This is a genomic window from Luteimonas composti, assembly GCF_042678665.1.
GTDB classification, from domain to species: Bacteria; Pseudomonadota; Gammaproteobacteria; order Xanthomonadales; family Xanthomonadaceae; genus Luteimonas; species Luteimonas composti.
This window is the reverse complement of sequence record NZ_JBHTKU010000001.1, coordinates 613266-632624: the sequence shown is the minus strand read 5'-3', so window position 1 is coordinate 632624 and position 19359 is coordinate 613266. Positions and strand designations below refer to the sequence as shown.

Sequence of the window (19359 nt, the reverse complement as noted above, 5' to 3'; positions counted from 1 at the left end):
GATGGCGCGCGCATACAACTTCAGCCCCGGTCCCGCGATGCTGCCTGAAGCGGTCCTGCGCCAGGCGCAGGCGGACATGCTCGAATGGGGCGGTGCAGGCGCCTCGATCGTGGAGATGAGCCATCGCGGGCCCGAGTTCCTGCAGGTGGCGCGCCAGGCGGAAGCCGACTTGCGCGAGCTGCTCGCGATCCCGGACGACTACGCCGTGCTGTTCCCGGCCGGCGGGGCGACCACGCAGCAGGCGCTGATCGCGCTCAATTTCGCCGACCCCGGCCAGCGCGTGGACTACGTGGTCAGCGGCCATTGGGGACGCACCGCGCTCAAGCAGCTGGTGTCGGTCGACGTGAACGTCGCCGCCAGCGGCGAGGCCGGTGGTTTCCGCGGCATCCCGGCGCGCGAGGAATGGCGCCTGTCCGACGATGCCGCCTATGTGCACATCACCGCCAACGAGACCATCCACGGCGTGGAGTTCCGGCCCGCGTGGGGCCATGTGCCGCCGGAGACCGGCAAGGTGCCCCTGTTCGCCGATTTCAGCTCCAGCATCGCCTCCGAGCCGATCGACGTATCGAAGTACGGCCTGATCTACGCCGGCGCGCAGAAGAACCTCGGCCCGGTCGGGATCAGCGTGGTGATCGTGCGCCGCGACCTGCTCGAGCGGGCCGGCCAGCCGCGCGCGGACATCTTCGACTACCGCTCCCAGCTCAAGGGCGAGTCGATGCTCAACACGCCGCCGACCTGGAACTGGTATGTGCTGGGGCTGACGGTGCGCTGGATGCTGGACGAAGGCGGCACCGCCGAGTTCGACCGCCGCAGCGACGAGAAGGCGCGGCTGCTGTATGCGGCCATTGACGGTTCGGGCGGCTTCTATCGCAACGACGTCGATGCGAGCGTGCGCTCGCGCATGAACGTGCCTTTCTTCCTGGTCGATCAGGCGTTGGACGCGGCGTTCCTCGACGGTGCGCGCGAGGCCGGGCTGATCGGGCTCAAGGGCCACCGCGTGCTCGGCGGCATGCGCGCCTCGCTCTACAACCCGATGCCGGTGGCCGGCGTGCAGGCCCTGGCCGACTACATGCGGGAGTTCCAGAAGCGCCATGGCTGAGCGCAGCAAGCGTACGCGGACGCCTTCCGCGACCGCCAAGAATCCCGCCAAGGTGAAGGCCAGGGCCGTTGCAGGCAAAGTGGCGCGCGAGGGTGCGGGGAAGGCCGCCGAGCCTGCGCCGCAGGCAGCGGTGGCCGCGCAGGCCTCGGCGCGCACGCGCGGCGAGATGGCGCGGCAGGCCACGCCCGACCTGGCCGCGGTGCGCGCCCAGATCGACGGCATCGACCGCCAGATCCAGGCCCTGATCGCCGAGCGCGCGCTGTGGGCGCACCAGGTCGGCAAGGCCAAGGGCAAGCTGGCCGCGGCGATCGACTACTACCGCCCCGAGCGCGAGGCCCAGGTGCTGCGCCGGGTCGTGGACCGCAACGACGGCCCGCTCAGCGACGAGGTGCTGGTGCGCCTGTTCCGCGAGATCATGTCGGCCTGCCTCGCCCAGCAGGAGCCGCTGAAGATCGGCTACCTCGGGCCGGAAGGCACGTTCTCGCAGCAGGCGGTGCACAAGCACTTCGGCCATTCGGCCAAGGGCCTGCCGCTGGTCAGCATCGAGGAGGTGTTCGACGAAGTGGCCGCGGGCAGCGCCGACTTCGGCGTGGTGCCGGTGGAGAACTCGGGCCAGGGCACGATCCAGTCCACGCTCGACATGTTCCTGACCTCGCCGTTGAAGATCTGCGGCGAGGTCGAGCTGCGCGTGCACCAGTACCTGCTCTCGCGCACTGGCCACATCGAGGACATCGAGCGGGTCTACTCGCACGGCATGTCGCTGGCGCAGTGCAAGAACTGGTTGCGGCAGAACCTGCCGGGCGTGCACAAGGAAGCGGTGTCGAGTAACGCCGAGGCGGTGCGCCGCGCCAAGAAATCCGACGATGCCGCGGCGATCGCGGGGGAGAACGCCGCGCACGTCTACGGCATGAAGGTGGTGGCCGGCCCGATCGAGGACCGCAACGACAACACCACGCGCTTCCTGGTGATCGGCCGTGCCTCGTTCCCGCCGTCCGGCAACGACCGCACCTCGCTGATGGTGTCGATCCGCGACCAGCCCGGTGCGCTCTACCGCATCCTCGAGCCGCTTGCGCGACGCGACATCAGCATGAACCGGATCGAGTCGCGGCCTGCCCACGGCGCGCTGTGGCAGTACGCGTTCTTCATCGACGTCGCCGGCCATGCCGACGAATCGCCGCTGAAGGACGCACTGGCCGAGATCGACGACTTCGCCGGGGACGTGCGCGTGCTCGGCTCGTATCCGGTCGCGGTGCCCTGAGGAGACGCTGGTGCTCGCCGGCACCCGCCGGCGACGGGGTGGCGCGCGTTCGCGATGCGTCGCCATGGATTGAGCTGCAGATGCCTGGAGACGAGACGCGATGAGCAGCGGTACGGGGATGGACTGGATCGCATCGAAGGGCGGGCCGCTGCGCGGCGAGCTCACGGTGCCGGGCGACAAGTCGGTCTCGCACCGCGCGATCATGCTCGCCTCGCTGGCCGACGGCGTGTCGCGCATCGACGGTTTCCTGGAGGGCGAGGACGCGCGCGCCACGGAAGCGATCTTCCGCCGCATGGGCGTCCGCATCGACACGCCGCAGCCGGGCAGCCGCGTCGTGCACGGCGTCGGCATCGACGGCCTGCGCGCGCCCGACGGCCCGCTCGACTGCGGCAACGCCGGCACCGGCATGCGCCTGCTCGCCGGGCTGCTGGCCGGCCAGCCGTTCGACACGGTGCTGGTCGGCGATGCCTCGCTGTCCAAACGCCCGATGCGCCGCGTGACCCTGCCGCTGGCGAGGATGGGCGCGCGCATCGACACCGGCGAAGGCGGCGTGCCGCCATTGCGCATCCATGGTGGCAGCGCGCTGGCCGGTATCGACATCGAGACCGAGGTCGCCAGCGCGCAGGTGAAGTCGGCGCTGCTGCTGGCTGGCCTGTATGCGCGCGGCGCCACCACCGTGCGCGAGCCGCATCCGACCCGCGACTACACCGAACGCATGCTGCAGGCGCTGGGCTGGCCGATCGAGTTCTCGCCCGGCCACGCGCGGCTGGAGGGCGGCCATCGCCTGGCTGCGCGCGACATCGTCGTGCCGGCCGATTTCTCTTCGGCCGCATTCTTCATCGTGGCCGCCAGCCTGGTGCCCGGCTCGGAGCTGACGCTGCGGCGCGTGGGCGTGAATCCGCGCCGGACGGGCCTGCTGCACGTGCTGCGGCTGATGGGCGCGGACATCACCGAAACGCCCGCGGGCGAGCAGGGCGGCGAGCCGGTCAGCGACCTGCGGGTGCGCCACGCGCCGCTCCGCGGCATCGAAGTGCCCGAGGAACACGTCGCCGACATGATCGACGAGTTCCCCGCGCTGTTCGTCGCCGCCGCCTGCGCACAGGGCACGACCGTGGTGCGCGGCGCGGCCGAGCTGCGGGTGAAGGAATCCGATCGCATCGCCACCATGGCCACGGGCCTGCGGGCCATCGGCGCGTCGATCGAGGAGACGCCCGATGGCGCCATCATCCACGGCGGCGATGGCTTCGACGGCGGCGGCGTCGAAAGCCATGGCGACCACCGCATCGCCATGTCGTTCGCGGTGGCCGCGCAGCTGTCGCGGGGCGAGGTCCGCGTCGGCGATATCGCGAACGTCGCGACCTCGTTCCCCGGATTCGAGTCGCTGGCCGCAGGCGCGGGATTCGGCCTGCGGGCAGCCTAGGCCGGGGCGCGGCGCATCAGCTGCGCCGCGCTGCCCGGATCACTGCTGTTCCGCGCGGAACTCCACCGGCACCTGCACGGTCGAGGCGACCGCCTTGCCGTCGCGCATCGCCGGCTGGAAGGTCCAGTCGCGGACGGCGCGCTGGGCGGCGCGATCGAGATCGCGCGAGCCGCTACGCTCGGCGATCTGCACGTCGGTGGGCTTGCCGTCCGCGCCGACGTCCACGCGCAGCAGCACCCGTCCTTCCTCGCCCGCACGCAGGGCGGCGGCCGGGTAATCGGGCTGCACCGGATTGACCGGTTGCGCCGCGCGCTCACGCGGCGCGGCAGGCGCGACGCGCTCGGGCGCGGGCCGCTCGCGGCTGGCCGGCTCGGTGGAGACCGGGGATTCGGACGGCACCGGGGTGGTTTCGCCGATGACAGGCGCGGCGGCATCCCGCGTGCCGCGCCCGACGAAGTACCAGACCGCCGCGATGATCGCCAGCAGCACCAGGATCCAGAGCAACGGGTTCGCGCGCCGCGGCGGGACGCGCCCGTCGGCGTGCGCCGGCGCAACGCGGTCGTGCGTGATGGGGTCGGACATGGACAGGGTCTCCGTCGGTTGACGCGGCCAAAATTCCACGCGCCCCGTGCAGGCGGCGTCGCATCGCCGTCAAGAACGGGTGAGCGTCAGCGTGGCGCGTCGAAGCGGATGCTCTGTTGCACGGTTCCGGGGACGGCGACGCCGTCGCGCATCGCCGGCTCGAAGCGCCAGCGGCGGACGGCCCGGATCGCGGCCTGGTCGAGTGCGCGATGGCGGCTGCTGCTGGCCACCTCGATCCGGTCCGGACGCCCGTCTGCACCCACCTCGATCCGCAACACCACCTCGCCGGACAGCCCCGCACGCAGCGCCGCCGCCGGATACTCGGGAGCCGGAGACGACACCAGGCGCGGTTGGCTCGATGCCGTCCCCGTCACGGGAGCCGGCGCGGGCTGGGGCGGCTGCGCGGCGGTTGCGGCCGCCGGCGTGCCGTGCTGGTCGATGCGCGGGGCTTGCGCAGGCGGGGGCTGGTCGGTCTCCATGCCGCTGGCGGCGCTCTCGCCGGCTGGCAGCGGCGCCGGCAGGGGATCGAAGACCTGGCCGGGCACGCTGCCGGGCTCGCCGCCGGCGCGGTAGAACTCGAACTCGTCGCGCTTGCCCGACAGCACCAGGGCGAACAGCAGCAATCCGGCCAGCACGGCGCCAGCCACCAGCCACCAGGCGCGGCCGGCCGGCAGATAGCGGGCGATGCCGCGGGAGGCGGGGGCGGAAGTGGGGGTCATGGGCTCACGGACTGGCGTTGCATGCGCCCGATTCTGGCACAGCATCGCGAAGCAGGCCGTGCGCGCCGGGGCAGGGTGCGCGCATCTCGGCGATAATCCGTGGCCCACACGCCCGCCGTCCCCGCCATGCTCGATCCCAACCTGCTTCGCAATCATCTTGCCGACACCGCCGAGCGCCTGCGCGAGGCGCGCGGCTTCGAGCTTCCGGTCGAGCGGCTGCAGTCGCTGGAAGCCGAGCGCAAGCAGATCCAGGTGCGCACCCAGGAGCTGCAGAACCTGCGCAACACCCGCAGCAAGGCGATCGGCCAGGCCAAGGCCAAGGGCGAGGACGTGGCGCCGCTGCTGGCCGAGGTGGCCGGACTTGGCGATGAGCTCAAGGCCAGCGAGGCGCGCCTGGACGGGATCCGCGCCGAGCTCGAGGCGATCTCGCTGGGCCTGCCCAACCTGCCCGATCCCTCCGTGCCGCCGGGCGCGGACGAGTCGCAGAACGTCGAGCAGCACCGCTGGGGCACGCCGCGCGCGTTCGACTTCGAGGTCAGGGACCATGTCGAACTCGGCGCCCGCCACGGCTGGCTCGACGGCGACACCGCCGCCAAGCTTTCCGGCGCGCGCTTCACCGTGCTGCGCGGGCAGCTGGCGCGCCTGCACCGCGCGCTCGCGCAGTTCATGCTCGACCTGCACACCGGCGAACACGGCTACGAGGAGACCAACGTCCCGGTCATCGTCAACGCCGACAGCCTCTACGGCACCGGACAGCTGCCGAAGTTCGAGGAGGACATGTTCGCCACCCAGCTCGGCGACAGTCGCCGCTACCTGATCTCGACTTCCGAGATCTCGCTGACCAATACGGTCCGCGACGACATCGTCGAGGCCGATCGCCTGCCGCTGCGCATGACCGCGCATTCGCTGTGCTTCCGCTCCGAGGCCGGCAGCGGCGGACGCGACGTGCGCGGCATGATCCGCCAGCACCAGTTCGAGAAGGTGGAGCTGGTGTCGATCGCGCCGCCGGAGCAGAGTGACGCCGAACTCGAGCGCATGACCCGCGCCGCCGAGACCGTACTGGAGCGGCTGGGCCTGCCGTACCGGCGCATGCTGCTGTGCTCTGGCGACATGGGCTTCGCCGCGCGCAAGACCTACGACCTCGAAGTCTGGCTGCCATCGCAGCAGACCTGGCGCGAAATCTCCTCATGCTCGAACTGCGGCGACTTCCAGGCGCGCCGCATGCAGGCGCGCTGGCGCAACCCGGCCACGGGCAAGCCCGAACCGGTGCATACGCTCAACGGATCGGGCACGGCGGTCGGCCGTGCCCTGATCGCGGTGATGGAGAACTACCAGCAGGCCGACGGTTCGATCGTCGTGCCCGAAGCGCTGCGGCCCTATATGGGCGGGGCCGAGCGCATCGCCTGAGCCTCAGGCCACCCGGGCCAGGGGCTCGGGGAGCGACGCCAGGGCGGCGCCGATCGCCGCCTCGCGGTGCGCGGGCGACAGGCCGACGCCATCGGCCCGCACCGACTCGATGTCGGTAATGCCCATGAACCCGAACACCTGGCGCAGGTAGGGTTCGACGAAGTCGGTCGGCTGCCCCTGGTGCGGGCCGCCGGCCGCCAGCGCCAGCACCAGTCGCTTGCCGCCAGCCAGCCCGACCGGCCCGGACTCGGTGTAGCGGAACGTGCGGCCCGCCACCGCGATGCGGTCGATCCAGGCCTTGAGGGACGAGGGCAGGCTGAAGTTGTACATCGGTGCGCCGATTACCACGACGTCGGCAGCCAGGAACTGCTCCAGCGCGGCCTCGCCGCGGGCGGCGCCGATCTGGTCGCGGCCGGCCAGGACGTCGCCGGACAGATGGGGGAGAGGATCGCGATCGAGGTCCCGGACCTGGACTTCCAGGCCAGGCACCTGCTGGCGCCATCGTGCGACGATGGCGGCGGTAAGCTGGCGGGTGACGGAGTTGTCGGCCAGCACGCTGGCGTCGATCTGCAGCAGTTTCATAGGGGTCCGCTCATGGATTGCACTGAGGGATCCACCTTAATTCGTTGCATTGGTGGAATAAACGAGGTTTAATGCCACGCATTGTTCCAAATAGGAGATTCCCGTGCAGGATCTGAACGATCTGTACTACTTCGCGATGGTGGTGGACCACGGCGGGTTCGCTGCCGCCGAGCGGGCGCTGGGAATCCCCAAATCGCGCCTGAGCCGGCGCATCAGCCAGCTCGAGAACGACCTCGGCGTGCGGCTCCTGCAGCGGTCCACCCGCCGATTCGCCGTGACCGACGTCGGCCAGAGCGTGCACCGCCACGCCCAGTCGATGCTCGCCGAGGCCACCGCCGCGCGCGAAGTCGTGGACCGGCTCAGCGCCGAGCCGCGCGGCGTGGTCAAGGCCAGCGTGCCGGTGGGCGTGGCGCAGCAGTTGATGCCGAAGCTGCTGCCCGAATTCCTGGCCCGCTACCCGGAGGTGCGCGTGCAGATGCACGTCAGCAACCGCCGCGTCGACGTGATCAACGAGGGTTTCGACGTGGCGATCCGCGTGCGCACGCGCTTCGACGACGACGGCAGCCTGGTAATGCGCAGCTTCGGACAGATCCAGGAGCTGCTGGTGGCCAGCCCGGCCTACCTCGATCGCGCCGGACGCCCGAAGGTGCCGGAAGATCTCGCCGGGCACACCACCATGAGCATGGGCGAGGAGGAAGGCCGCCAGCGCTGGGAACTGCAGGGTCGGGACGGCGAGGTGCGGCGCGTCGACCTCAAGCCGCGCGTCGCCGGTTTCGACTTCCCGATGCTGATGGCGCTGGCCAGGCAGGGCCTCGGCGTGACCATGCTGCCCGAGACGATGTGCGCCGAGGCCGTGCGCAGCGGCGAGCTCGAGGTGGTGCTGCCGGACTGGCGCCTGCCGATGGGCGTCGCGCACGCGGTGTTCGCCTCGCGCCGCGGCATGCTGCCGGCGGTGCGCGTGTTCATCGACTACCTTGCCGAGAAGCTGCCGCCGCTGATCGAGGAATCCAGCCTCAACTGCCGCAACTGCGGCAAGGACGAGGAGCTGCCGGCCCCGGCCGCGTCGCCCCGCCGCGCGGCCGGCAACGCCGGGGCGCGTGCGACAATGCGCTGAGCGCACGCCGGCATTCCCGCGCGGGGGAGGTCATTGCCGACCCCGCCTGCGGCGCAGCCGCTGGTCAAACCGCCGAAGACGGCGCGCCAGCGCCGTGGCAGGATACGGCGCGACATCGGAGAGATGGCCGAGTGGTTTAAGGCAGCGGTCTTGAAAACCGCCGAAGGGTCAAACCTTCCGTGGGTTCGAATCCCACTCTCTCCGCCATCACCGCACGGCGATGTCGAAATGGCACACGTCCTCCCGCGTGCCCAGCTTCGAGTACAGCGCCATCGCCGGGGCGTCCGGCGGATCGGCCTGCACATAGACCACCCAGGCCCCGCGATCGCGCGCGATCGCGCGCAGCGCGTCGATCAGGCGCGTGGCGATGCCGCGCCGCCGCCAGGCCTCGTCCACGGCGAGGTCGTAGATCTAGATCTCGCTGCGCGCCTGCTCGAACTTGGGCAGCTCGCAGGCGGCGAGGCCGCCGACGACCGCATCGCCGGCCATGGCGGCCAGCGCGATGAATTGCGGCCCGGCGAGCAGGCGTTCCAGGTAGGCATCGTCGGGCTGAGCGCCGGTGTACTCGTCGAGCATGTCGAACGCGCGGCCCATCATCGCCAGCATCGATCGCATGGGGCCGGTGTCGCTTGCGGCAAGACGCTGGATGCCGGTGTCGGTCGCGGGCATGCGTCCTCCGGTTTTGCCGGGCAATGCGCCGACATACGGTCGCATGGGCCGGCGTCCGGCTTGCGCGTGCTCGGCGCATGGCGCTAGCCTCGCGCAAGCAGTTGTGGTCACGCAAGGGGAACAGGGATGACGATCCGTGTGTTCATGGTCGACGACCATGCACTGGTCCGCGCTGGGATGCGCATGATTCTTTCAGGCGAAACCGACATCGAGGTGGTCGGCGAGGCGGAGAGCGGGGAAGCCGCGCTGCCGCTGATCCGCAAGCTCAAACCCGACGTGGTGCTTTGCGACCTGCACCTGCCCGGCGTCAGCGGGCTCGAGGTTACCGAGCGCCTGGTCAAGGGCGGTCACGCCAGGGTGATCGTGGTGTCGGTGCTGGAGGACGGCCCGATGCCGCGCAAGCTGATCGAGGCGGGCGCGTCGGGCTATGTCGGCAAGGCCGGCGATTCGGCCGAGCTGGTGCGGGCCGTGCGCGATGTCGCGCGCGGGAAGCGCTTCCTCGCCAACGGCATCGCGCAGAAAATGGCCCTGTCGGGCCTCGGCGGGGATGCTTCGCCCTTCGACGAGCTGTCGCCGCGCGAGCTGGAGACCGCGATGCTGCTGGTGCAGGGGCTGCGCCAGGAAGAAATCGCGCGCAGGCTCAACCTCAGCCCGAAGACGATCAACACGCACAAGTCGCGGCTGTTCGCCAAGCTCGGCATCGACGACAGCATTGCGCTGGCGCGGATGGCCAGCCAGTACGGACTGGTCGATCCCTCGCAGGTGATCTGACACCTGCGAGGGCGACCGGGGCGCGGTCAGGCGCTGCGGTTTTCGCCGGATTCTTCCTTGTCCGCATCCTGCGCGGTGGCATCGTCGAGCGACCGCGCGGCTTCGTCGGCCGGCGATGCGTCATCGACCGCCAGCGGCGCCTGCGGCGGCGCGTCGAACAGGCCGGGGGCGCGTTCGTCGACGGCGGGCGCCTGCTCTGCGGCGGGCGCCGCGGCCTGCGCCGGTTCGACGGCCGCGGCTGCAGCCTGCGCGTGGCCGACAGCGGTGGAGCCTGCTTCCGACACCTCGTCCACCGGCGCGACGGCCTGCGCCACGAACGCGGGTTCGGACTCGGGCGCGACAGCGGACGCCGCGTCGTCGGCGACGCCGGCCGCTTCCGGTTCCGGCGACGCGGTGCCGATGGCCACCTGTTCCGGCACGGGATCCGCGTCGGCGACGGCAGCGGCAGGCGCTGCTTCTTCGGCCGGCGTGGCCGGCTCGACAGCCGCTTCGGCGGGCTGCACTGCAACCGGTTCCCGCGCCTGCGGTGCGGCCGGCTGCGCTTCCACGGGCGTCGCTTCGACCGCGGGCGCTGCGATGGCCGGCGCTTCGGCGCGCGGTACCGCGTTCGCCACGATCGCTGCCTCCCGGGCTGGCTGCTGCGCGGGCGCGCCGGGCTCGTCGAACTCGAACTCCGGCTGGGTACGCTGGGGCAGCGACGCCACCGGCGCCTCGGCCTCGTCCTCGCCATCGTCGCCATCCTGCGCGAGATCGTCGTTCAGGCCTTCGGCCATGCCGGCGCCTTCGCCCGCGCCGCGACGCCGACGGCGTCCGCCGCGACGGCCCCGGCGGCGACGGCCGCCGGTTCCATCCTCTCCCGCGGCGCCCTGTTCGCCGTTCGCGGGATTGGCATCCTCGCCCTGCACCGTGGCCACGCCGGCCTCGTCGGACGAGACCGCCTGCGCGGGGATCGCCGCGGCCGCAGCCGCCGCGACCACGGCGGGTGCCGCCGCGACTTCTGGTTTCGGCTCGTGCACCGCGGTTTCCACCGCCGGCGCCGCCACCGTTTTCAGCGGAACCTCGGCCTCGACGGGCTCGGCCGCCCTGGGCTGCTGCTGCCGCGGCTGCTTGGGCTTCTTCGGCGGCTGTGGCTGCTGCGACTGCGGCCGGGCCTGGTCGCCCTGCGCGGGCTTGGCCTGCTGCTGGCCGCGGGCCGGCTGCTGCTGGCGCGCCTCCTTCTGCTGGCCCTGGCCCTGGCCGTTGCCATCGCGGCGGGCGGACTTGCCCTGCCGCTGGTCGCGGTCGCGACGGCCCCGTTCGCCGCGCTCTCCGCGCTCACGATTGCCACGCTCGCCGCGTTCGCCGCGCTGGGCCGGCTGGGACGGGCGCGCAGTTTCCTGCGCGGCGGGCGCTTCGCCGACGAACACCCGGCGCAGCCAGCCCAGCACGCCGCCGGTCGCAACCGGGGTGGCGACCGCGGCGGGGGCGGGCGCAGGCGCAGCGGCGGGGGCGGGCGCCGGTTCCGGCTGCGGTTCGCGCACGGGCGCCGGCTGGGCCGGACGCACGTTGGTCACGGCCGGTGCCGGGATGTTGAGGTTGTTCTTGTTCAGCGCGATGGTGGCGACCCGGCGCGGGGTGCCGCGCTGGTAGCTGGGACGGCTGCTTTCCTCGCCGAGTTCGTTCTCGCGCAGGCGCGTGACCTCGTAGTGCGGCGTGTGCAGCTGCTCGTCGGCCACGATCACGATCGGCGCGTCGTGGCGCTTCTCGATCTCGGCCAGCGCGCTGCGCTTCTCGTTGAGCAGGAAGTTGGCGATGTCCACCGGCGCCTGCACCAGGACCTGGCCGGTGTTGTCCTTCATCGCGTGCTCCTCGGCAACGCGGATGATCGACAGCGACAGCGACTCGATGCTGCGCATGCGGCCGTGGCCCTCGCAGCGCGGGCAGACGATCTGGCTGGATTCCCCGAGCGACGCGCGCAGGCGCTGGCGGCTCATCTCCAGCAGGCCGAACTTGGAGATCCGGCCGAGCTGCACGCGCGCGCGGTCGTACTTGAGCGCGTTCTGCAGCCTGCCCTCGACCTCGCGCTGGTGCTTGCCCGAGTCCATGTCGATGAAGTCGATCACCACCAGGCCGCCCAGGTCGCGCAGGCGCATCTGGCGCGCGACCTCCTCGGCCGCCTCCAGGTTGGTGTTGAACGCGGTGGTCTCGATGTCGCTGCCCTTGGTGGCGCGCGCCGAGTTCACGTCGATCGCGGTCAGGGCCTCGGTCTGGTCGATGACCAGGGCGCCGCCGGAGGGCAGGCGCACGGTGCGCTCGTAGGCGCTCTCGATCTGCGACTCGATCTGGTAGCGGTTGAACAGCGGGACGTCGTCGGTGTAGTGCTTGAGCTTGCGCAGGTTGTGCGGCATCACCTGCTCGACGAACTCCTTCGCCTCCTGGTACATCTCAGGCGTGTCGACCAGGATCTCGCCGATGTCGGCGCGCATGTAGTCGCGAAGCGCCCGGGTGATCAGGCGCGACTCCTGGTAGATCAGGAACGGCGAGGGCTTGCTCAGCGCGGCCTCGGCGATCGCGCGCCAGATCGAGAGCAGGTAGTCCAGGTCCCACTGCAGCTCTTCGGCGTCGCGGCCGACGCCGGCGGTGCGGATGATCACCCCCATGTCCTCGGGGATGGTCAACGCATCCATGGCCTTCTTCAGCTCGGCCCGGTCGTCGCCCTCGATCCGGCGCGAGACGCCGCCGGCGGTGGGCGAGTTCGGCATCAGCACCATGTAGCGGCCGGCCAGCGAGATGAACGTGGTCAGGGCCGCGCCCTTGTTGCCGCGCTCTTCCTTGTCGACCTGGACCACGACTTCCTGGCCTTCGCGCAGGAGCTCCTTGATGTTGCCGGAGCGATGGTCGGCGCCCGCCTGGAAGTAGTCGCGCGAGACTTCCTTGAGCGGCAGGAAGCCGTGGCGGTCGGCGCCGTATTCGACGAAGGCCGCTTCGAGGGAGGGCTCGAGCCGGGTGATGCGGCCCTTGTAGATGTTGGACTTCTTCTGTTCGCGGGACGGCTGTTCGATGTCGATGTCGTACAGGGTCTGGCCGTCGACGATCGCCACGCGCAGTTCTTCGGCCTGCGTGGCGTTGATGAGCATTCGCTTCATGTTTGCGTTTCCTCGCGCTTGCCGCTGCCGCGCTCTTGCGAGCGTGGGCAGGCGCGCGGAACGCCGGGGCGTTTCGCCTGGAGCTTCGGTTGGCCGCCAGCCGCGCAAGCGCAGCGGCGATCCCGGGTTTCCAGCGCTACGACACCACGGCGGACCGCGGGAGCGCTTCAAATCAAGAGTGTTACGGGGCCGGCGGCGCTTCGCGCCGGCCTTTCGGGCCGGCGCTCGCGCCGCACGGGACATGTTCAGCACCGCCGCCTTGGCAACGGGCGATATCCGGGACTGCCGTCCAGCCGCTAACATGGCCGCCCCGAGGGCGGTGGCCGCGTGCTGGCACGGACCTCGCGGAAGGCGGGCTTTCGACCCGTGATCTTCCAGCGAAATCAGCACCTTATCTCGCCCGCCGAGTGTATCAGATAAAGCCCGAGAATGAATGACGCCCGGTTACCCCCCAGCGGCGGCGTGCACATCGTCGCCGTCGACGCCGAGCGCGCCGGCCAGCGCCTCGACAACTTCCTGCTGTCGCAGCTGAAAGGCGCGCCCAAGTCGCTGGTCTACAAGATCGTGCGCAGCGGCCAGGTCCGGGTGAACGGCGGCAGGGCCAAGCCCGAGACCCGGCTCGAGGCCGGCGACCAGGTGCGGGTGCCGCCGGTCCGTCTCGCCGAGCCGGGAGACAAAGGCGCCCCGGCCAAGGGATTGCTGGAGGCCATGGCGGCCAGCATCGTGTTCGAGGACGCCCGCTTGCTGGCGATCAGCAAGCCCTCCGGCGTGGCCAGCCACGGCGGCAGCGGGGTGAACTTCGGCGTGATCGAGACCCTGCGCGCCCTGCGGCCCGGCCAGGAGCTGGAGCTGGTGCACCGGCTCGACCGCGATACCTCCGGGCTGATGGTCATCGCCAAGAAGCGCTCGGCCCTGCGCGAGCTGCAGGCCCTGCTGCGCGAGGACCCGGCGATCCAGGCCAAGGGCATCGAAAAGCGATACCTGGCCCTGCTGGTCGGGCGCATGCCCGACGGGGTGATGAGCGTGGACGCCCCGCTGCACGTGGGCTTGCGCCAGGGCGGCGAGCGCCACGTCCAGGTCAATCCCGAGGGCAAGCCCTCGCTGAGCCACTACCGGGTGCTGGAACGCCGCGGCGGGCATTCCTATTGCGAGGTGCGCATCGAAACCGGGCGCACCCACCAGATCCGCGTGCACGCCCAGCACATCGGCCACCCGGTGGCCGGCGACGACAAGTACGGCGAGCCGGAGGTCAACCGCCGCCTGCGCGACCAGCTCGGCCTGCGCAGGCTGTTCCTGCATGCCGCCTCGCTGGAGTTCGCCCTCGACGGCGGCCGGGTGCCCTATGTGCTCAATGCGCCGCTGGCGCCGGAACTGGTCGAGGTGCTCGACCGGCTGGGCTAGGGGCGCCGGCACCACGCCGCGACAACGGCCGGGGCGCTGTAATGCGGGCATGGATGCGCACGACTCCGAGCGACCTGGCCGGCCCGGCGCGATGCCGCCGGCGACGGTCTGGACCATCGGCCACTCGACGCGGACCTGGGAGGAGTTCCTGGCGCTGTTGGCCGAATCCGGTATCGGGGCGATCGCCGACGTGCGGCGCTATCCGGGCTCGCGCCGTTATCCATGGTTCGCCAGCGAAGCGATGGCCGAGGCGCTGCCGGCCGCCGGCTTCGACTATCTCTGGATCCCGCAGCTGGGCGGGCGGCGCAAGGCGCGGCCCGGCTCGCCGAACGGCGCCTGGCGCAACGCCGCCTTCCGAGGCTACGCCGACCACCTGCCCAGTGCCGAATTCGCGGACGGGCTGGCGCGGGTGCTGGAGAGCGCCGCCGGCCGGCCGACCGCGCTGATGTGCGCCGAGGCGGTGTGGTGGCGCTGCCATCGGCGCCTGGTCAGCGACGTGCTCGTCCACCGCGGCCACCCGGTGATGCATATCCTCGGGCCGGGACAGCGCCAGCCGCATGTGCTGCATCCGGACGCGCGGCCGCAAGGGAACCTGCTGGTGTATCCGCCGGCGCAGGGTGGCTTGTTCGGCGAAGGTGGGGATTGAGCGGCGCAGCGGCCTCGAAAGGGCGTCCTCCGTCCCGCATGGCCCAGCCGGGCGCCGGGCGGGCCGTGGAAGCCGGCTGCAACACGATCCCGATGGCTGCGGGCAGGCCGCAGGCCTGCGCCGCTCAGCGCTTGCGCACGGCGCCCCGCACGGAGACGTGCAGGCTGCCCGGCACGTGCCAGCGCCAGGGATAGTCGACCGCCCGGCTGATGCCGATCCGCGGACCCACCACCGGGTCGTCCGGTGGCGGCGTGCCGTCGCTGACGATGGCGATGCCGCCCGTCCCGGTCACCAGGTCGGCGCCGTCGAGTTTGCGGGTGATGCCGAAGGCCTGCGAGAGCTTGCCCGGGCCGCTGGCCAGGTCCCGGTCGCGGCGCGCGGCGGGGCGCAGCCGGCGCATCTGATCGACGCCAAGCATCGGCTCCGCCGCGCGCAGCAGCACGCCCAGGCCGTCGCCGACCTCGCCGCAGACGGCGTTGCTGCCCCAGTGCATGCCGTAGGTGAAGTAGACATACAGGTGTCCCGCCTCGCCGAACATGGTGGCGTTGCGCGCGGTCATGCCGCGGAACGAATGCGCGGCCGGATCCTCGCTGCCCGCGTATGCTTCGACCTCGACGATGCGCGCGGCGCGGCCGTCGTCGCGCAGCAGGATCTTGTTCAACAGATCGGGTGCGACCTCGGCCGGATGGCGCCGGTAGAAGCTGCGCGGCAGCCGGGTCCAGTGGGGCGGGGTGGCCAGCGCCGTATCCAGGGCCTGCTCCTGTCGAACGATCGCGCGCATGATGCCGCAGCAGGCGCAAGCGGCCGTCAACGCGCGCTGCGGACGACGCGGGCGCATCGCGCACGAGGCTTCGCGACGGGCCGGGCACATCGCCCTCGCGATACCGCGCGGCCGCGCCGCCCGGCTCCGGTTGCATCGGATGCCACAGACCCCTTGCCTGCCGGCCACCGGGATCACTAGAATATGCGGCTCACCTGTCGGGGTGTAGCTCAGCCTGGTAGAGCGCTACGTTCGGGACGTAGAAGTCGCAGGTTCAAATCCTGTCTCCCCGACCATCGATTCAAGCGGAAAGGCCACCGGAAGCGGTGGCCTTTTCCGTTTCCGGGTCCTGCGATCCGCGTTGCGCACCGGCATCGCATGGCGTGGATGCCGCGGCGTCCATACTGCGCTCGGGTCGACCCACAGGACGCGATGAGCGCTCTTCCCGAAGGACACGCGCCGCAGGCGCGCAGCCGACGCCTGGCCTGGCTGGACGCACGGCTGGCCCTGCTGCGCTCGACGCATCGCGTGGCCCTGGGCTGCACCGTCGTGGCGGGCTGGCTGCTGCTGCCCCAGGCCTGGTCCGTTGCGACGATCGCGCAGGCGGTGCTGGTGGAACGCCGGCCGCCGATGGACATCGCCTGGGTCTTCGTCCTGCTGCTGGCAGCGATGCTGGGCAGGGCCGCGCTGCTGCGGCTTGCCGCCGGCAGCGCGGCGGAAGTCGCCGAAGCGGTCAAGCTGCAGCTGCGCGGCGAACTCGCTGCGCGGGCGCTGGCGCAAGGTCCGCTGTGGCTGCGCGGGCGGCGCAAGGGCGCGCTGGTGGAACTGTCGACGACCCAGGTCGAGGCGCTCGACGGCTACTACGCCGGTTATCTGCCGGCGCGCGCGGAAGTGGCGCTGGTGCCGCTGGCACTGCTGGCCGCGGTGTTCGCCGCCGACTGGCTGGCGGGCCTGCTCCTGCTGCTGGCCGCACCGCTGGTGCCGCTATTCCAGATGCTGGTGGGCTGGGGTGCGGAGGCGGCGGGGCGCGGCCAGTTGCTGGCGCTGGCGCGGGCCAGCGCGCATTTCGGCGACCGCCTGCGCGGCCTGGACCTGGTGCGCGTGCACGGCAGCGGCGAGGCCGAACTGGCCCGTGCCGCCGCGGCGGCCGACGAGGTGCGCGACCGCAGCATGCACGTGCTGCGCATCGCCTTCCTGTCCTCGGCCGTGCTCGAGTTCTTCGCATCGGTCAGCGTGGCCTTGGTGGCGATGTACTTCGGCTTCCGCTATCTCGGCCTGGTCGAGATCGGTCCGCCGCTGCCAGCAGGCCTGCTGTGGACCGGCCTGTTCTGCCTGCTGCTGGCCCCGGACTACTTCGGCCCGCTGCGGCGGCTGGCCGCGCACTACCACGACCGCGCGAATGCGCTGGCGGCGGCCGGCCTGATCGAGGAGGCGCTGCCCCCCGACGACGCCGTCGCCGGGACTGTTTCGGCGCCGCCTGCCCCAGTGCCGGCACGTCCGGGAAGCCTCGTTGCCGAGGCGCTGGCCCTGCGGCATCCAGGGGCGTCGCGTCCGGTCTTCGAAGACCTGTCTTTCGCCATCGCACCGGGCGGGCGACTGGCCCTGGTGGGCGCCAGCGGCGCGGGCAAGAGCAGCCTGCTCGAGGCACTGGCCGGATGGGTGCGCCCGGCGCATGGCGACCTGTCGCTGCCGCAAGGCGCCCGTATCGCCCTGGCCCCGCAGCGACCGTGGATCTTCCGCGGCACGCTCGCGGCCAACATCCGGCTGGGTGATCCCGACGCCAGCGACGCCGCCGTGCGTGCCGCGGCGGAAGCCGCGCAGGTGATGGCCTTCGCTGCGTGCCTGCCGCAGGGGCTGGAGACCCTGGTCGGGGAGCGCGGCGTCGGCCTGTCGGGTGGCGAAGCGCGGCGGGTGGCGCTGGCCCGGGCACTGCTGCGCGACCCGGACGTCCTGCTCCTGGACGAACCCACCGCCTTCCTCGATCCCGCGACCGAGGCGCGCCTGCTGGACGCGCTCGCGCAGGCCACGCGCGGCCGGCTGGTGGTGGTCGCCACCCACAGCCCGGCGGTGATGGCCTGGGCCGGGCGCGTCCTGCACCTGCCGGACGGGCGGATGTCGGGCAAGCAAGCGGAGGGCCCGCGATGAGCGCCATCGTCCGCGACACGCTGGCCCGCCACGCGCCGGCCGCGCTGGCGACGGCGGCCCTGCTGCTGGCGACGATGCTGGCCGGCATCGGCCTGCTGGGTGTCTCCGGCGCCTTCCTCACCGGCGCCGCGCTGAGCTTCGGCGTGCTCGGCGGTTACAACCTGTTCCTGCCGTCGGCCGGCATCCGTGCGCTGACCCTGGCACGCATCGTCTGCCGATATGGCGAGAAGATCGTCGGCCACGCGGCCACCCTGCGCATCGCCCGCGACCTGCGCGTCGCGCTGTTTGCGCGCCTGCTGGCGCTTTCGCCGGCGCAGCTGGCCGGCCTGCGCGGCGGCGACGTGCTGGCGCGTCTGCTGGGCGATGTCGATGCGGTGGATGGTGTGCTCGTGCGTGCGCTGGCACCGCTGCTCGCGCTGGCGGCCGCCGCGCTCGCCCTGATCGGCTGGGCCGCGCGGCTCGACCCGGTGTCGGGAGCCTGGATCGCGGGCACCAGCCTCATCGCCGCGGCCCTTGCCAGCTGGCGTGCAGCGGCCGGCCGGCAACGCAGCGAGGCGGCGCTGGCGCGCAAGCGCGCCGGGCTGCGCGCCAGCCTGCACGAACTGTATGACGGCGCCGCCGATCTCGCGGCGATGGATGCCACCGCACGCTGGCTGCAGCGGCTGCCGCTGGAGGCCGCGCAGCTCGGCCAGCGCGAGCGCCGGCAGCGGCTGCGCGCCGCCGACGCGACCGCCATGCTCGGCGCAGCCGGCGCGATCGGCTGGACCGGACTGCTGTGGCTGGCCTGCGACGCTGCGCTGGCGGGGCGGGTGTCGCCGGCGCAGGCGGCCGGGCTGGCGTTCGCCGCGCTGGCCCTGTCCGAACTCACGCCGGCGCTCGCCCTGGCCTGGCAGGCGCTGCAAGGTGCCCGCGCGTCGGCGCATCGGATCGGGGCAGTGGCGGGCCAGGTGCCAGTCGTTGCCGAACCCCGGCGCCCGCAGCCGCTTCCCGCGTCCGGCGAACTGCTGCTGGATGCGGTCGTCTTCGCCTGGCCCGGTGGCCGGCGCGTCCTGGATCGCGCGACGCTGCGCCTCGCACCGGGCGAGCGGGTCGCGATCCGTGGCGACAGCGGCGTGGGCAAGAGCAGCCTCGCGGCGCTGGTGTTGCGTGCGGTCGATCCGGCGGCCGGCGCGCTGCGCTGGAGCGGAGTCGACCTGCGCGAGGCGGCCTTGTCCGACTGGCATGCGCGGCTGGCCTGGTTGCCGCAGGAGGCGCCGGTCTTCGCGGGAACGCTGGCCGACAACCTGCGGCTGGGGAATCCCGCTGCGGATGAGGCTCGCATGCGCGAGGCCCTGGCCTGCGTGCAGCTGGCACCCTGGGTCGAGGCGGTTGGCGGGCTGTCGTGCTGGATCGGCGAGGGCGGGACGACCGTCTCGGCCGGGCAGGCGCGGCGGATCGCGCTGGCGCGCGCCCTGCTGCGCGACGCGCCGCTGCTTGTGCTCGACGAGCCCACCGAAGGCCTGGACCAGGACACCGCCGACGCGGTGATGCGCGGCGTGGCGCAATGGTGCACGGGGCGCAGCGTACTGGTGATCAGCCACGCGCGGCTGCCGGCCGGGGTGGTGGATCGCGAACTGCTGCTGCGCGACGGGACGCTGTACCCGGCCGCCTGAGGCCGCGCC

The 19359-nt window shown here is 72.0% G+C and carries 15 protein-coding genes, 2 tRNA genes and 1 pseudogene; 12 read left to right on the top strand and 6 right to left on the bottom strand.

The features are described 5' to 3' along the window. The first annotated feature begins 1 nt into the window (after window position 1). From serC to aroA, 3 genes are all read left to right on the top strand, one after another. Window positions 2-1099, top strand: a complete 1098-nt coding sequence (gene serC / locus ACFQ2D_RS02945; protein WP_280940981.1) for a phosphoserine transaminase — start codon at window positions 2-4, stop codon at window positions 1097-1099. Continuing rightward, the gene (gene pheA, locus ACFQ2D_RS02940) at window positions 1092-2357 is read left to right on the top strand and encodes a prephenate dehydratase (protein WP_386795519.1); all 1266 of its coding nucleotides are present in this window, start codon (window positions 1092-1094) and stop codon (window positions 2355-2357) included. Before serC ends, pheA begins: the two co-directional genes overlap by 8 nt. A 100-nt stretch (window positions 2358-2457) precedes the next feature. After that, window positions 2458-3777: a 3-phosphoshikimate 1-carboxyvinyltransferase gene (gene aroA / locus ACFQ2D_RS02935; protein ID WP_280940982.1), complete on the top strand. Its 1320-nt coding sequence runs from the start codon at window positions 2458-2460 to the stop codon at window positions 3775-3777. Between the two features lie 39 nt (window positions 3778-3816). Here the strand turns inward: aroA and ACFQ2D_RS02930 are convergent, their stop codons facing one another. Together ACFQ2D_RS02930 and ACFQ2D_RS02925 are read right to left on the bottom strand one after the other, a co-directional pair. Continuing rightward, window positions 3817-4359 carry an energy transducer TonB gene (locus tag ACFQ2D_RS02930; protein WP_280940983.1) on the bottom strand — a complete coding sequence of 181 codons (543 nt, stop codon included), beginning with the start codon at window positions 4357-4359 and terminating at the stop codon, window positions 3817-3819. 86 nt (window positions 4360-4445) lie between these two features. Then, window positions 4446-5078, bottom strand: a complete 633-nt coding sequence (locus tag ACFQ2D_RS02925) for an energy transducer TonB (protein ID WP_280940984.1) — start codon at window positions 5076-5078, stop codon at window positions 4446-4448. A 126-nt stretch (window positions 5079-5204) separates the two neighbouring features. On the opposite strand from ACFQ2D_RS02925, the gene serS reads away from it, so the two are divergent. Beyond that, on the top strand, window positions 5205-6485 hold the full coding sequence (gene serS, locus ACFQ2D_RS02920; RefSeq protein ID WP_280941039.1) for a serine--tRNA ligase: 1281 nt from the start codon (window positions 5205-5207) through the stop codon (window positions 6483-6485). Between the two features lie 3 nt (window positions 6486-6488). On the opposite strand, the gene ACFQ2D_RS02915 is transcribed toward serS, so the two are convergent. Next, window positions 6489-7067, bottom strand: coding sequence for an FMN-dependent NADH-azoreductase (locus ACFQ2D_RS02915; RefSeq protein ID WP_280940985.1), 579 nt, complete (start codon window positions 7065-7067; stop codon window positions 6489-6491). Window positions 7068-7170: 103 nt separating this feature from the next. On the opposite strand from ACFQ2D_RS02915, the gene ACFQ2D_RS02910 reads away from it, so the two are divergent. Beyond that, complete coding sequence (locus tag ACFQ2D_RS02910) at window positions 7171-8181, top strand: LysR family transcriptional regulator (RefSeq protein ID WP_280940986.1); 1011 nt, start codon at window positions 7171-7173, stop codon at window positions 8179-8181. A gap of 117 nt (window positions 8182-8298) precedes the next feature. Then, window positions 8299-8388, top strand: a tRNA-Ser gene (locus tag ACFQ2D_RS02900). On the opposite strand, the pseudogene ACFQ2D_RS02895 reads toward ACFQ2D_RS02900, so the two are convergent. Next, a pseudogene (locus ACFQ2D_RS02895) lies at window positions 8389-8850 on the bottom strand (AAC(3)-I family aminoglycoside N-acetyltransferase). Between the two features lie 126 nt (window positions 8851-8976). Between ACFQ2D_RS02895 and ACFQ2D_RS02890 the strand changes: the two are divergent. Continuing rightward, complete coding sequence (locus tag ACFQ2D_RS02890) at window positions 8977-9621, top strand: response regulator (protein WP_280940989.1); 645 nt, start codon at window positions 8977-8979, stop codon at window positions 9619-9621. A 26-nt stretch (window positions 9622-9647) separates the two neighbouring features. On the opposite strand, the gene ACFQ2D_RS02885 is transcribed toward ACFQ2D_RS02890, so the two are convergent. After that, on the bottom strand, window positions 9648-12746 hold the full coding sequence (locus ACFQ2D_RS02885; protein ID WP_280940990.1) for an Rne/Rng family ribonuclease: 3099 nt from the start codon (window positions 12744-12746) through the stop codon (window positions 9648-9650). 429 nt (window positions 12747-13175) lie between these two features. Between ACFQ2D_RS02885 and ACFQ2D_RS02880 the strand changes: the two genes are divergently transcribed. Then, a complete protein-coding gene (locus ACFQ2D_RS02880; protein ID WP_280940991.1) occupies window positions 13176-14147 on the top strand; it encodes an RluA family pseudouridine synthase in 972 nt (323 codons plus the stop codon). 49 nt (window positions 14148-14196) lie between these two features. Beyond that, window positions 14197-14793: a DUF488 domain-containing protein gene (locus tag ACFQ2D_RS02875; protein WP_280940992.1), complete on the top strand. Its 597-nt coding sequence runs from the start codon at window positions 14197-14199 to the stop codon at window positions 14791-14793. Between the two features lie 124 nt (window positions 14794-14917). Here ACFQ2D_RS02875 and ACFQ2D_RS02870 read toward each other — a convergent pair whose 3' ends face one another. Next, window positions 14918-15574 (bottom strand): DNA-3-methyladenine glycosylase, encoded by a 657-nt coding sequence (locus ACFQ2D_RS02870; protein ID WP_280940993.1) that lies wholly within the window; start codon window positions 15572-15574, stop codon window positions 14918-14920. Window positions 15575-15772: 198 nt separating this feature from the next. Between ACFQ2D_RS02870 and ACFQ2D_RS02865 the strand changes: the two genes are divergently transcribed. The 3 genes from ACFQ2D_RS02865 to cydC all read left to right on the top strand — a co-directional run bounded on the left by ACFQ2D_RS02865 (window position 15773) and on the right by cydC (window position 19350). Continuing rightward, window positions 15773-15849 (top strand) — tRNA-Pro (locus tag ACFQ2D_RS02865). A gap of 136 nt (window positions 15850-15985) precedes the next feature. Continuing rightward, window positions 15986-17698: a thiol reductant ABC exporter subunit CydD gene (cydD, locus tag ACFQ2D_RS02860; protein WP_280940994.1), complete on the top strand. Its 1713-nt coding sequence runs from the start codon at window positions 15986-15988 to the stop codon at window positions 17696-17698. Next, window positions 17695-19350 carry a thiol reductant ABC exporter subunit CydC gene (cydC, locus tag ACFQ2D_RS02855; RefSeq protein WP_280940995.1) on the top strand — a complete coding sequence of 552 codons (1656 nt, stop codon included), beginning with the start codon at window positions 17695-17697 and terminating at the stop codon, window positions 19348-19350. Before cydD ends, cydC begins: the two co-directional genes overlap by 4 nt. The last annotated feature ends 9 nt before the right edge of the window (window positions 19351-19359 follow it).

Excerpts from the sequence above, each read along its gene's own strand:
- serC (WP_280940981.1), top strand. The coding sequence starts at position 2 with ATGGCGCGCGCATACAACTTCAGCCCCGGTCCCGCGATGCTGCCTGAA.
- pheA (WP_386795519.1), top strand. The coding sequence starts at position 1,092 with ATGGCTGAGCGCAGCAAGCGTACGCGGACGCCTTCCGCGACCGCCAAG.
- aroA (WP_280940982.1), top strand. The coding sequence starts at position 2,458 with ATGAGCAGCGGTACGGGGATGGACTGGATCGCATCGAAGGGCGGGCCG.
- ACFQ2D_RS02930 (WP_280940983.1), bottom strand. The coding sequence starts at position 4,359 with ATGTCCGACCCCATCACGCACGACCGCGTTGCGCCGGCGCACGCCGAC.
- ACFQ2D_RS02925 (WP_280940984.1), bottom strand. The coding sequence starts at position 5,078 with ATGACCCCCACTTCCGCCCCCGCCTCCCGCGGCATCGCCCGCTATCTG.
- serS (WP_280941039.1), top strand. The coding sequence starts at position 5,205 with ATGCTCGATCCCAACCTGCTTCGCAATCATCTTGCCGACACCGCCGAG.
- ACFQ2D_RS02915 (WP_280940985.1), bottom strand. The coding sequence starts at position 7,067 with ATGAAACTGCTGCAGATCGACGCCAGCGTGCTGGCCGACAACTCCGTC.
- ACFQ2D_RS02890 (WP_280940989.1), top strand. The coding sequence starts at position 8,977 with ATGACGATCCGTGTGTTCATGGTCGACGACCATGCACTGGTCCGCGCT.
- ACFQ2D_RS02885 (WP_280940990.1), bottom strand. The coding sequence starts at position 12,746 with ATGAAGCGAATGCTCATCAACGCCACGCAGGCCGAAGAACTGCGCGTG.
- ACFQ2D_RS02880 (WP_280940991.1), top strand. The coding sequence starts at position 13,176 with ATGAATGACGCCCGGTTACCCCCCAGCGGCGGCGTGCACATCGTCGCC.
- ACFQ2D_RS02875 (WP_280940992.1), top strand. The coding sequence starts at position 14,197 with ATGGATGCGCACGACTCCGAGCGACCTGGCCGGCCCGGCGCGATGCCG.
- ACFQ2D_RS02870 (WP_280940993.1), bottom strand. The coding sequence starts at position 15,574 with ATGCGCGCGATCGTTCGACAGGAGCAGGCCCTGGATACGGCGCTGGCC.
- cydD (WP_280940994.1), top strand. The coding sequence starts at position 15,986 with ATGAGCGCTCTTCCCGAAGGACACGCGCCGCAGGCGCGCAGCCGACGC.
- cydC (WP_280940995.1), top strand. The coding sequence starts at position 17,695 with ATGAGCGCCATCGTCCGCGACACGCTGGCCCGCCACGCGCCGGCCGCG.